This window comes from Exiguobacterium sp. s48 (assembly GCF_018617395.1).
Taxonomy (GTDB): domain Bacteria; phylum Bacillota; class Bacilli; order Exiguobacteriales; family Exiguobacteriaceae; genus Exiguobacterium.
This window is the reverse complement of sequence record NZ_JACSKC010000002.1, coordinates 86929-99295: the sequence shown is the minus strand read 5'-3', so window position 1 is coordinate 99295 and position 12367 is coordinate 86929. Positions and strand designations below refer to the sequence as shown.

General features: G+C 47.9%; 11 protein-coding genes. 7 read left to right on the top strand and 4 right to left on the bottom strand.

What is annotated here, in order from left to right:
• Window positions 1-132: 132 nt before the first annotated feature.
• Entirely contained in the window at window positions 133-1125 is a 993-nt protein-coding gene (locus KNO66_RS10875; protein ID WP_214742498.1) for an LLM class flavin-dependent oxidoreductase, read from the bottom strand.
• Between the two features lie 261 nt (window positions 1126-1386).
• On the opposite strand from KNO66_RS10875, the gene KNO66_RS10870 reads away from it, so the two are divergent.
• Both KNO66_RS10870 and KNO66_RS10865 read left to right on the top strand, forming a co-directional pair.
• A complete protein-coding gene (locus KNO66_RS10870) occupies window positions 1387-2760 on the top strand; it encodes a YjiH family protein (RefSeq protein ID WP_214742497.1) in 1374 nt (457 codons plus the stop codon).
• A gap of 73 nt (window positions 2761-2833) precedes the next feature.
• On the top strand, window positions 2834-3484 hold the full coding sequence (locus tag KNO66_RS10865) for a C39 family peptidase (protein ID WP_214742496.1): 651 nt from the start codon (window positions 2834-2836) through the stop codon (window positions 3482-3484).
• On the opposite strand, the gene KNO66_RS10860 is transcribed toward KNO66_RS10865, so the two are convergent.
• On the bottom strand, window positions 3450-4274 hold the full coding sequence (locus KNO66_RS10860) for a hypothetical protein (RefSeq protein WP_214742495.1): 825 nt from the start codon (window positions 4272-4274) through the stop codon (window positions 3450-3452). The two genes, KNO66_RS10865 and KNO66_RS10860, sit on opposite strands and share 35 nt — an antisense overlap.
• Window positions 4275-4366: 92 nt before the next feature.
• Between KNO66_RS10860 and rluF the strand changes: the two genes are divergently transcribed.
• The gene (gene rluF / locus KNO66_RS10855; RefSeq protein WP_015880301.1) at window positions 4367-5077 is read left to right on the top strand and encodes a 23S rRNA pseudouridine(2604) synthase RluF; all 711 of its coding nucleotides are present in this window, start codon (window positions 4367-4369) and stop codon (window positions 5075-5077) included.
• Between the two features lie 407 nt (window positions 5078-5484).
• Window positions 5485-7353 carry a molecular chaperone HtpG gene (htpG, locus tag KNO66_RS10850; protein WP_214742494.1) on the top strand — a complete coding sequence of 623 codons (1869 nt, stop codon included), beginning with the start codon at window positions 5485-5487 and terminating at the stop codon, window positions 7351-7353.
• A 59-nt stretch (window positions 7354-7412) separates the two neighbouring features.
• Here htpG and dcm read toward each other — a convergent pair whose 3' ends face one another.
• The gene (dcm, locus tag KNO66_RS10845; RefSeq protein WP_214742493.1) at window positions 7413-8747 is read right to left on the bottom strand and encodes a DNA (cytosine-5-)-methyltransferase; all 1335 of its coding nucleotides are present in this window, start codon (window positions 8745-8747) and stop codon (window positions 7413-7415) included.
• Window positions 8748-8906: 159 nt separating this feature from the next.
• Between dcm and KNO66_RS10840 the strand changes: the two genes are divergently transcribed.
• Together KNO66_RS10840 and KNO66_RS10835 are read left to right on the top strand one after the other, a co-directional pair.
• Complete coding sequence (locus KNO66_RS10840) at window positions 8907-10277, top strand: Sau3AI family type II restriction endonuclease (protein ID WP_214742492.1); 1371 nt, start codon at window positions 8907-8909, stop codon at window positions 10275-10277.
• Window positions 10278-10332: 55 nt separating this feature from the next.
• On the top strand, window positions 10333-10779 hold the full coding sequence (locus KNO66_RS10835) for a very short patch repair endonuclease (RefSeq protein WP_214742491.1): 447 nt from the start codon (window positions 10333-10335) through the stop codon (window positions 10777-10779).
• A gap of 13 nt (window positions 10780-10792) precedes the next feature.
• Here the strand turns inward: KNO66_RS10835 and KNO66_RS10830 are convergent, their stop codons facing one another.
• The gene (locus KNO66_RS10830; protein ID WP_214742490.1) at window positions 10793-11479 is read right to left on the bottom strand and encodes a BglII/BstYI family type II restriction endonuclease; all 687 of its coding nucleotides are present in this window, start codon (window positions 11477-11479) and stop codon (window positions 10793-10795) included.
• A gap of 317 nt (window positions 11480-11796) precedes the next feature.
• On the opposite strand from KNO66_RS10830, the gene ahpC reads away from it, so the two are divergent.
• A complete protein-coding gene (ahpC, locus tag KNO66_RS10825; protein ID WP_015880295.1) occupies window positions 11797-12360 on the top strand; it encodes an alkyl hydroperoxide reductase subunit C in 564 nt (187 codons plus the stop codon).
• Window positions 12361-12367 lie beyond the last annotated feature (7 nt).

The following is a 12367-nucleotide window of genomic DNA, read 5'->3' as shown; positions in this document are numbered from 1 at the left end:
CTCCACCTGTCCCTTTTTCTTATAGTGTAGTTGGTTTCGCCCTAATGATGGAGAAAACCTTTGAAAAAATGGGGAAACGTTTTTCTCTTATAGAAAAAACACCTTCTCGTACTTGAGAAGGTGTTCTCCGGGTTAAAGCAATTCGTTCGCCAAGAGACGATAGACGTTCAAGCGATCTTCTTGCTTATGCTGAATGCTACAAATCATCGCCTCGTCGAAACCGTAACGTTCCGACTCATCCCGTAACTGTTCCGCAATTTGTTTTGGTGTCCCCACGAGGTGAATGGCTCGATTGTTGGCGATGTAAATTTTATCGACCTCCGTGAGCGGATAATCATGAGCCGCTTCCGGACTCAACAATTGTCTCAATTGACCACGCATCAAGAAGAGACGCGACAAATCAGAAGGTCGAGCCAAATATTCCGCTTCTTCTTCCGTCTCTGCCGTCGTGACCAAATACGTGACGCTGATGTCCGGTTTCTCCATAAAATCAGACGGCGTGAAATGGTGACGGTACGTGTCGAGCGTATCGGCACTTAGTTCACCATTAAAAAATTGAGCAAACGAATAGCCAAGTCCCATCCGTCCGGCTTGCACGGCGCTGTTCCCACTCGAACCGAGTAACCATGCTTCTGGAAGCGTAACGCCTGTCGGTGCTGCTGGCGTGTTCTTATACCATCTCTCTTCAGGTGCTTCATCTTTGATCAATTGAAGCGTCGTATCGAGTTTCTCGTAAAGTCCGTCCATCATCGGCTTTTGCCCTTGTGACATCGCATAGATCGCGTTCGCATCACCGCCTGGCGCACGTCCGACACCAAAGTCGATCCGTCCTGGGGCGAGCGCGCTGAGCGTCTTGAATACCTCTGCCATCTTGAGTGGCGAGTAATGCATCATCATGATGCCGCCGGACCCGAGACGAATCTTGTTCGTCTTAGCTGCCAAATAGGCCGTGATGACCTCTGGAGCCGAGCTGGCGAACGACATGCCCCCATGATGCTCCGCCATCCACATGCGGTAATATCCTAACTCTTCTGCGACTTGTGCGAGCTCGACTGCGCTGTTCAGCGCATGTTCTCCTGTATGACCCGACGTGACCGGCGCCTGGTCTAACACACTCAATCTCATCATGCATTCTCCTATCTCTATAATGAAGTTTCTAAATATCTTGAATTTGTTGGACTCGCCGTCATCATACTAAATGCTTCAACGGAATACGAATGTTTTGCCTAGTGTACAATCCTATATTTTTCAGAAAATTTCCGCATGTTGTTGATAGCATCAGGTCCCGTTTTTTATACTAGAAAAGAAATACGTTTTAAGAACAGCTGGATGTGTAATGGGGATACATAGACAGCACAAACACTTCGGGGAAATGGGGAATGCATCATGAATGGTTCATCAACACCAGACGGAAAGAAACCTTCTTTTTCGAGTCGAGACTTTTTCAAGTTCTTGATTCCATCACTCATCGGGATCATGTTTTTCATCGTGCCCATCTCATCAGAAGAAGGCTTTACGATTCCGGTCGCCTTCTTATCCAATCTATTGATTGACTGGATTGGGGATTACGTCCCGACACTCGCCGTCATCATGATGGGGATTTCGATTGTCGGCTCATTATTACTCTTTACGGCACGTCCTGCTTTTATGATGGAGCGCTCATCCATCAACGCACTGTTTAGCGTGACACCGTTTTGGTTCGTCATGCGCGTGATCGGTTTCATTGCCGGGGTCATGACGCTACTCACACTCGGACCAGAAATGATTACGTCAGAATTTACAGGGGGCTTATTGCTCTTTAACTTGATTCCAATCTTATTCGCGACATTCTTCTTTGCCGGTATGTTGTTACCGCTCTTATTGAACTTCGGACTTCTCGAGTTCGTCGGGACGTTCTTGATGAAGATCATGCGTCCGCTCTTCCGCTTGCCAGGGCGCGCCTCACTTGACTCGCTCGCTTCATGGGTCGGAGATGCGACGATTGGGATCCTACTGACGACAAAACAGTACGAGGAAGGCTATTACACGAAACGGGAAGCGTCGATCATTGCGACGACATTCTCCGTCGTCTCCATCACCTTCACCATCGTCGTCTTACAGTATGTAAAACTCGACCAATACTTCTTGCCGTACTACGGCGCCATCGTCCTCTCCGGCTTGGCCGCAGCGCTCATCATGCCACGGATTTATCCATTGTCCAGAAAGGCAGATACGGCTTATGAGAAGACCGAACTCAAACCGGAAGAAGAGGTGCCGGCGAACGTGTCACTCGGTAAGTGGGCGTTAATTCAGGCGCTACAAAAGTCACGTTCGAGTAAAAGTTTTTTAGAGACACTCAAGGACGGCTTCAAGAACGTGCTCGATATGTGGATCGGCGTTCTTCCTGTCGTCATGGCCGTCGGGACGATTGCGGTCGTCATCGCAGAATATACGTCGTTCTTCACCATTCTCGGGAAACCGTTCGAGCCAATCTTGATGCTCCTTCAAGTGCCTGAGGCATCGGAAGCCGCTCAGACGATGGTCGTCGGTTTCGCCGATATGTTCTTGCCGGCCGTACTCGGAAGCGGTATCGAGAGCGAGTTGACGCGTTTTGTCATCGCCACGTTGTCCGTTACCCAGCTCATCTATATGTCAGAAGTCGGGGGCTTGTTGCTCGGTTCAAAACTGCCAATCTCATTCCTCGACCTCGTCTTGATTTTCTTGTTACGAACCTTCATCACCCTTCCGATCATCGTCGGAATCGCGCATCTTGTCTTTTAACGAAAACGACGCCCTTTCTCTTTTATGAGATGGGGCGTCCTTTGTATACTAAAAGAAAAGGAGGGAGACCAAGATGGAGCACCCATTTGCAGGACAACTCGAGGTCGCGAACAACGGCTATGCCGGGATCATCGACCCGGAAGCTTATGTGAACGATCGTTATCACGGACGCTGGACATTAAAGCGCGCTGTACAGATTGAAGGCGTGCCCGTCTTGCTCCAACGTCAGTTCGAGAACGGGAAGAACAACTGTACGTTGACGTCAATCACCGCCATCTTCCGTTTCTATCGAGATCATGGGTATACGAACATCCCAGATGATGTGACACAGATTCAAGAAGATGTGCGCGAGATCGCCTTCATGCATCATTTCAAAGACGAGAAAGGGACACCACCGACTCAAATCGCCACCATCATCACGAAACTGTGGAAACGATACGGGTATGACGGTCGAGGCAGTTCACGCTATCTATGGAAATGGACGACGTTTGAGCGTGAGCTGAAAGCTGGCCGCCCATTTGTGTTGAACATGGCGAACGGCTTCTATAAAAATCATTCTGTCACGGGAGTCGGCTACTTGCAGTTTGAAAAACGAGGGTTTCCTGACGTCATCTTGTTGGCCGTGCTCGACAACCGTTCGAAAGACGTGCGCTACATCGACTTCAACGAATTCAACTTTTGGGGTAGCATCACGCGTGTCCATCCGCCAGCCAATCGTCCATAATCGTTTCAATCGCTTGCCCGATTTTTAACAGGTGCTTGCGTTTCGCGTATGACCCGTAATGTAACCCGTTTGAATCACGGCCATTCCCGAGACCGACGAACACTTCTGACGGCTTCATATGGAGCCCGATCATCGGGATACCCGAATCATGACGTCCGATTTCATAGGTGATGGCAGGATATGCAGACAGTCTTCCGATTTTTGAAAAACCGCTAAAGGCACGACAATTGTCGCGCCCGAGTACGATGATACGGCTCGGATGGATATACGCAATCGTCCGTTTCAATAATTCGATTGAGGTCGGGTGTTCCATCCAGTCGCGCCCCGTCCTCATCTTCCCCATCTGTTCATACGTCGCAAACTTGAAAAAATCGACGTGAATGACAGCGACCGGGTGATCATAGAACGAACGCCCCATCCCGTTAAGGAGCGCCTCGAGTTTGGCGCCACCGGGTTTCCCGAACCAGCTCGTCGTCGCGCGACCCGACTCGAAATAGGCCGATGCCCGTTCGAGCGTTTGTTGCAGCGCCTCTTCATTTTCAAGGTAATCTTCAATCGAGAGCGTTTCCCGCCAATAGAACTTTTGGGTTTGCCCCGTTCTCGGTGTCCCGTCACGATGTAAAAACTCGCCGCGAGACGGATTCGTCCCGATGGTCAGCCATTGATTCGGACCAGGTCGACCGTACCAAAGGACAGGCGACGCCTCCGGAATCAGTTCTTTCCCGAACGGTGTATCACACAGTTCCTGCTGAAATCGGATCGCGTCTTGTAACAGTCGTACTCCCTCCATGTCATCCCTCCTCTCCAGTTCGTTTCCCGCTTTCGAGAGTTCATAAAATGCGTTATAGTGAGAGGACGAAGCCAAACAAAGGACGTGTACACATGCGCATCAATAAATTCATCAGTGAATCAGGCAAGGCGTCCCGTCGCCAAGCCGACCGTCTCGTCGAAGAGGGACGCGTCACCATCAACGGGAAAAAAGCAAAAATCGGCGACCAAGTCAAACCGGGTGATGAAGTCCTCGTCAACGGTTCAGTCGCTCGGGTCGCACGAAACAACGTCTACATCGCCGTCCATAAGCCGGTCGGGATCACGAGTACGACAGAGAAGAAAGTAAAAGGGAACTTGGTCGACATGGTCAACCACCCGCTCCGTATCTTCAACATCGGTCGTCTCGATAAAGACTCGGAAGGTCTCATCCTCATGACGAACGACGGCGATATCGTCAACGAGATCCTTCGTGCAGAAGGCGAGCATGAGAAAGAATACATCGTCTCGGTCGATAAGCCGATCACACCGGAGTTCGTCGAACAGATGGAAGCTGGCGTCAAAATCCTCGGACAGAAGACGCTACCGTGTAAAGTCCGTCCACTTTCAAAGTTCGATTTCAACATCACGCTCACGCAAGGACTCAACCGTCAAATCCGTCGGATGTGTGAGGCGCTCGGCTACGAAGTGTTCCGTCTCCAACGTGTGCGTGTCATGAACATCACGCTCGGGAAACTCCCGCCTGGACAATGGCGCGACCTTTCGAAAAAAGAGCGTGAGCAGCTGTTCCGCGAATTGAATTACGAACCGAAAGAATGGTACTAAAACAAGCCTAGACGCGCGTCTAGGCTTGTTTTTTATTCTGGTCGAAGTGATGCGACATAGTCGGTCTCACGACGAGAGATACTCCTCACGTCCATTCGAGCATAAGAAAAGCCTCCCTTCGCTTGAAGGGAGGCTAGTTGTATACATAAAAAATGAGCACCTCTCACTAGAGGTGCTCTCGAAAGTCTACCGCGACGGACCACGCTCCACAACGTGCTCCTCAAGGGAATGTCCGCCGTCTTACATAGACCAGCTCATCGCATGTACTCAACTATATGCGAAACCTACGTCTTCGTCAATCTTTTCTTCAATCCCGGTTGACATCTTCCTAAAAATTAGGATAATCAATAGTGTTAGCACTCTTTATATTAGAGTGCCAAAATACAGACATCAAAAGGAGAACGATCATGACAAAGAAACAGTTTCAAACGGAATCGAAACGAATTTTAGAGTTGATGGTCCACTCAATTTATACACATAAGGACATCTTCCTGCGTGAGCTCATCTCGAACGCGAGTGATGCCATCGACAAGATGTATTATCGTGCCCTCTCCGACGAGAGCATCGAATTCAACAAAGACGATTACTTTATCAAAATTGAACTCGACAAAGAAGCGCGGACAATCACGATTCGCGATACAGGGATCGGGATGACAGAAGAAGAACTCGAAACAAACCTCGGAATCATCGCCAAGAGCGGTTCACTCGCCATGAAACAGGCGACGAAGATGGAAGAAGACCATAGCCTCATCGGCCAATTCGGGGTCGGGTTCTATTCCGCGTTCATGGTTGCTGACCGCGTGACCGTGCGGACTCGCTCGATTGACAGTGAACAAGGATACGTATGGGAGTCAGAAGGTACAGACGGTTATTCAATCGAACCGACAGACAAAGTGGACATCGGTACAGAAATCACGCTCCACTTGAAAGCAGACACAGAAGATGATGCGTATTCGTCATTCCTTGAAGAATACGAGATTCGCTCACTCATCAAGAAACATTCGGACTTCATCCGTTACCCAATCAAACTCGATGTGACGAAGCATCGTCAAAAAGAGGATTCAGAAGAGTATGAGGACTACAAGGAAGAAGAGACCGTCAACAGCATGGTGCCGATTTGGCGGAAGCGGAAGAGCGAACTGACCGACGAGGATTATAAGGCGTTCTATCATGAGAAACGCTACGGCTTTGATGAGCCACTCAAGCACCTTCACTTGAACGTCGACGGGACGATTCGTTATCAATCAATCCTCTATATCCCGTCAACGGTTCCATTCGATTACTACACGAAAGAATTTGAGAAAGGGCTCGAGCTCTACTCGAACGGCGTGTTGATCATGGAGAAGTCACCCGACCTCTTGCCAGACTACTTCGGCTTTGTTAAAGGGATGGTCGACTCAGAAGACCTCTCTCTCAACATTTCCCGTGAAATGTTGCAGCAGGACCGCCAGCTTCGTGTGATTGCGAAGAACGTGAAGTCGAAAATCAAAGGCATGCTCGAGAAGATGCTCCAAAACGAGCGCGAAGACTACGAGAAGTTCTACGAGTCGTTCGGTCGCCAATTGAAGTTCGGCGTGTACGACCAGTTCGGCGCAGCCAAAGACGAATTGAAAGACTTGATTCTGTTCCATTCTTCCCATGAGAAGAAACTCGTCTCGCTCAAAGAGTACGTCGAGCGGATGAAAGAAGATCAGAAGTATATTTACTATGCGACAGGCGAATCGATTCATCGCATCGATCTCTTGCCACAAGCAGAACGTTTGAAAGAAGAAGGATACGAAATCCTCTACTTCACAGAAGAGATCGACGAGTTCGCGATCAAGATGCTTCAGTCATATGAGGACAAAGAGTTCAAATCGATTGCGAGCGGTGACCTCGGTCTCGATGACGCGGAAGCGAAATCGCTCAACGAAGACAACCAAGATTTGTTCGCCTTCATGAAAGAAGAGCTCGGAGACCGCGTCAAAGAAGTGCGTGCCTCGACACGTCTCAAGTCGCATCCGGTTTGCTTGACGGTCGCAGGTGACGTCTCGATTGAGATGGAGAAGATTTTGAACGCGATGCCAAACGGCGGCGGCATGAAAGCGGAGAAAGTGCTCGAAGTGAATGCCGACCACGCCATCTTCCAGACACTTCAACGTGTGTATAAAGAAGATGAAGCGAAAGCGAAACAATATACAGACCTCTTGTATCAACAAGCCCTCCTCATTGAAGGGTTACCGATTGAAGATCCGGTAGCGTATTCGAATGCGGTGTGTGCGTTGATGGCGGAGTGACTTTGAATAGCAAATGCCCTCATCTGAATGAAAATATCATTCAGATGAGGGCATTTTAATTATTTAAAGTTATTATATGTTCCCAACAGCTGCATCTGCTTCACTTCATGCAACAAGCTCTTTTCATCCTCTTGCTCATGAATCTCCGCAATTCGATGACCCATCCGCTCAATCAACCCGACGACGAGAGCATTCCCCATCGTGAAGTATCGCTTGCGGTCTGTCATGGTCGCGGTCCATCCGTATGGGAAGCCATTCAATCCTTCACATTCCTCTGGACGGAGATAGCGCAATTTTTTCGTATGCGGATCTTCGATGACATGGCTTGAACGGTTGCACGTTCCTTCGCTTGTCAACATCGTTCTACCTGGAAGGTCTAACGAATCCGGATAGGACATGCCTCCTTCAGCATAGACATAGACGTGACCGCTCGCAGAAGTACGTTCGATTTTTTTCGGCCCCTTCATGTAAGCCAATTCCTCTTTTTCCGTACGTCCAGATTTTTTAACCTTCTCTGTATCCAGATAATAGTGTTCCGGAGCAGGACCAAACTGCTCATAGACCTCTTGAACGACTTGGCCGAGCGTCTTAGGTGTCTCGCGAACCGGGAGCGTCTCAAGCGTCGTCACTTGATCCCCCGTCATGACACCCGCATTTCGATAAGTCGCAGAGAAAGTGTCCGATATTTCGACGATGTCTTTCGGCAACTCGAACGTCGAACCTGGATGCTTCTCGCTCGTCATCTCCATGACCGGGAAAGTCGGTGCAAAGAATCCGTCTTTCAACAACCACTGCTCAGGATTTGCTTTCCCCGCTCGGGTCGAATGCTTCAAATCCGCTCGCGTCGCAAAGATGAAGATACGGCGGCGGCGTTGGGCAAATCCATAGTCTGCCGCATTGATGACTCTCCACTCGACCGTATATCCTTGATCGGCAAACGCACGAAGCATGACGCTGAAGTCACGCCCTCTTTGTTTCGCAGGTGACTTCATGAGGCGATCGACATTCTCGAGTAAGACGTAAGGCGGCTTTTCCTGCTCGATGATGTTCATGATTTCCCAGAACAAGACACCCTTCTTCCCTTGAATCCCTTGCTCGTTCTTTAAGCTACGCGACACACTGTAGTCTTGGCATGGGAAGCCCCCCACGAGTAAATGGTGTGGTCCTGCTTCCATCCATGACAGCGCGATATCCTCATTTACGTGTTGGCCACGCCCTTTGAAACGTTCAGCATAGCAATCAAAGGCCGGTTGCACCTTCGTCGCCGGCTCCCACTGATTGCCCCAAACCACATCGAATTTGTCAGATGTAGGCTCGGCATTCACATCTTTGATTCCTTCAAGCGCGATGCGGAAACCTCCTACACCGGCAAATAATTCAACTACTTTAATCAATGGGAACACCCTTTCGTATTTTCTATCTTAAATTTACGCTATTTTAGGTCCTATCACAACCGAACTAGCTCGATGAAATTAGTTTAACAGAAAAGGTGAATGGGATCAACAACTACGTTATACTCATCTTACATATGTAAATTTATAGGAGGTATTCGATTGCGTTACGAAACGATTCAAGAACTGATGGATAAGGCAAGAGAGGCTGAGGGCAAGACATTCGGCGAGATTGACACGACCGGACGGATTAAAAATGTTCGCTCCAAGGGATCACTCGGTCACATTATTGAAGAGAGCCACTTCGGATACCCAATCAATTCAGATGCCCGACCAGACTTTGAGGAACTTGGCATCGAGTTAAAGGTCACCCCTTTCAAGAAAAACAAAAATGGTACATATTCTTCGAAAGAACGACTCGTCTTAAATATGATTGATTACCATAGCGAGCATCGATACTCGTTTGAAACTTCAAGCTTTTTATCGAAAGCCACAAGTATGCTCATCATGCTCTATCAATATGAGCCCGAGATCCCAATAGACGACTATCGTATCTATAAGGCATTCTTAAACGAATTTTCGGAGGAAGATTTAGCCGTGATGCGACAAGACTGGGAAACAATCGTTACCAAAATCAAGAATGGAGAGGCTCATCTCATTTCGGAGGCAGATACGATGTATCTGTCCGCCTGTACAAAAGGGGCGAACGGTTCGATTGTGCGTACTCAACCCTTCTCAGATGAACCCGCCAAACCGCGTGCTTTCTCTTTGAAAGCATCCTATATGTCCGGATTGGTTCGTAAATATTTAACACCGGAACTACTAGAATCCATCGCGAACCACGGTGAGTTAAACGAAATGTCTATCGAGGAACTTCTCGAAACCCGACTCTCACCACACTATGGCAAGACACTGATTGATTTATGTGAAGAAACGAAAGTTCCATACAACCCTAGAAACAAGGCGATGATTCCTCACGTCATGGCCAAACTGTTAGGAGTGCAAAAGACAGACCTTTCCGGTATCGAAGAATTTGCGAAGGCAAACATCAAGTTCAAAACGGTCGCACGCGAACCTGACGGAAAGATTCGCGAACATATGTCGTTCGGCAAGGTCGATTTTGAAAACCTATGCCAAAGCGACTGGGAAGATTCAGACCTATATGACACATTCGCAGAACAGAAATATCTTTTCTTAGAATTTCAATATGACGAAGAATACGTCCCGAAGAAAAAGCGAATCCCTCGCTTTGTAGGCATTCGACTCTGGAACATGCCACTCGAGACAATCGATGGCGAACTATATGAGATGTGGTCCGAGGCTCGAAAGATTGTCAGAGAAGGGGTTGAGCTGATACCTATGAAAAATAGAGTAAAGAATAACCTGCCCGGGCCGAAATTCAACCGAGTCGCACATGTACGTTCAAAAGGTGCGGATGGAGATGACAAAGTCCGCCTCCCCGATGGACAATGGATCACAAAGCAGGCGTTTTGGTTAGATCGAAACTACATTCAGCAGATTCTAGACGCTTAACATGAGTACTTCTCCCTCTACAGTGGAATCTTCCTAGTAGAGGGAGGTGAGAGGTATGGCCAGAAACGTACCGAAAGCATCGAGCCCAGCCGTGTTCAAGACGATGAGCGGAAACCGCGGGAAAGATACGAAGATGGAAGTCAAAGTCAGAAAAGCGCTGTGGGCGGCCGGATATCGGTACCGCAAGAACAATCGCAAACTTTACGGGACGCCCGACATCTCGTTCCCGGGATTACGCGTCGTCGTATTTTTGGATTCTTGCTATTGGCACGGCTGTCCTCTCCACTTCAAATTGCCGAAGACGAATTCAGATTTTTGGCGACAAAAGATTGGACGCAACATCGAGCGTGATGCCGATGTCACACGACATTATGTAGAGGAAGGTTGGGTCATCCTTCGATTTTGGGAACACCAGGTCAATGAGGACTTCGATCATGTCATCTATACCATCACTCATTTCGTTGATATGGCCAAACAAAACCGACACATACGAAGTGGCTGAGGTCAAAAGTACATCAGTCTAAATCTTCATCGAACATCGGTTCATCATAGGTCTCGGTCGTGTCATCGATAAGTAGGTTCGCGTAGAATTCCTCTACGCGGCCTCTTTTTTCGCCTTTTTCATTTAAATATTCAACGATTTTGAATGTATCCGGTGCTTCAAGTCCGATAATGACAATCGGTACGGTGAGTTGCGTGTTCAGCGGCTTCAAATGGTGCACATATTTCTCATACGTCCCAATGGCTCCATCGAAGTTGCCGGCTCTCTGCAAACGCTGGGTCGCACAGATGATGACCCCAATCCGTGTTTGAATCGCCTTTTCGACGTGATTCAGTTCGCTTGCGATGACCGGTTTCAATAAGTTCCAAGCGATCGTACCCGAATGGTTAAATCCGACCTCGAGTGAGATATTGTCTTTAGCGAAATCAAGACGCCACACATTCTCTGAATAGTCACGGTCCTGAAAAATCGGACTCTCGCTCATCCATCCTCTTCTCAAAAATTCCAGTCTGAACAGTTCATTCAAAGCCTTTGATAGACTTTTGTTCTTTTTTGCGTATTTTTCATTAAATACTTTGATGATGTCATCGTCACTAATCGACTGAATGATGTCATGAATCTCTTTCCAAATCTCCTTGAACTCTTCATCGTTCTTCAATATCGTCTCACCGAATCGGTGGGAATGGACTCGATAATTCATAATAAATCCCCCGTCTGTAAATGATAATCACGAACAGAAAGACGAGAATAACGATACACTCTCCATCTTTCAATCAAGTTTGTGATTCATTTAATATTTTGTAAAGATACTACTTAAAGAAAGAAAATACATCATTATTGTAATCGTTTTCTTTGTTGATATTAAGCTATTCATAAATAATCATGAGTTATTTCAGCACATTTCAAAGCATGCAAACGCCTTGACAATTCCAGCTCGTTATATGAAGTTAGTATTACATTATAATTATTCTAGTCGAGATAGAAACGCTAGAGTAAAAAACAAGGAGGACATAACCCATGTCATTAATCGGCAAAGAAGTACTACCATTCAAAGCACAAGCATTCCAAACAGGTGAATTCCTCGAAGTTACAGAGAACGACCTCAAAGGCAAATGGAGCGTTGTCTGCTTCTACCCAGCTGACTTCACATTTGTCTGCCCAACTGAACTTGAAGACCTTCAAAACGAGTACGCTACACTTAAAAACCTCGGTGTAGAAGTATACTCTGTCTCTACAGACACACACTTCACACATAAAGCTTGGCACGAAACATCTGAGAAAATCGGAAAAATCGAGTACATCATGATCGGTGACCCATCACACGTCATCTCACGCAACTTCGACGTCTTGAACGAAGAAGACGGCCTCGCAGACCGTGGTACGTTCATCATCGACCCAGACGGTGTCATCCAAACTGTCGAGATCAACGCTGGCGGCATCGGCCGTGACGCGAGCACGCTCGTCAATAAAGTCAAAGCAGCACAATACGTACGCAACAACCCAGGCGAAGTCTGCCCAGCGAAATGGGAAGAGGGTTCTGAAACACTCCGCCCAAGCCTTGACCTCGTCGGTAAATTGTAAGGAGCGA

Excerpts from the sequence above, each read along its gene's own strand:
- KNO66_RS10830 (WP_214742490.1), bottom strand. The coding sequence starts at position 11,479 with ATGAATTATCGAGTCCATTCCCACCGATTCGGTGAGACGATATTGAAG.
- KNO66_RS10860 (WP_214742495.1), bottom strand. The coding sequence starts at position 4,274 with ATGGAGGGAGTACGACTGTTACAAGACGCGATCCGATTTCAGCAGGAA.
- KNO66_RS10875 (WP_214742498.1), bottom strand. The coding sequence starts at position 1,125 with ATGAGATTGAGTGTGTTAGACCAGGCGCCGGTCACGTCGGGTCATACA.
- KNO66_RS10865 (WP_214742496.1), top strand. The coding sequence starts at position 2,834 with ATGGAGCACCCATTTGCAGGACAACTCGAGGTCGCGAACAACGGCTAT.
- htpG (WP_214742494.1), top strand. The coding sequence starts at position 5,485 with ATGACAAAGAAACAGTTTCAAACGGAATCGAAACGAATTTTAGAGTTG.
- KNO66_RS10870 (WP_214742497.1), top strand. The coding sequence starts at position 1,387 with ATGAATGGTTCATCAACACCAGACGGAAAGAAACCTTCTTTTTCGAGT.
- ahpC (WP_015880295.1), top strand. The coding sequence starts at position 11,797 with ATGTCATTAATCGGCAAAGAAGTACTACCATTCAAAGCACAAGCATTC.
- rluF (WP_015880301.1), top strand. The coding sequence starts at position 4,367 with ATGCGCATCAATAAATTCATCAGTGAATCAGGCAAGGCGTCCCGTCGC.
- KNO66_RS10835 (WP_214742491.1), top strand. The coding sequence starts at position 10,333 with ATGGCCAGAAACGTACCGAAAGCATCGAGCCCAGCCGTGTTCAAGACG.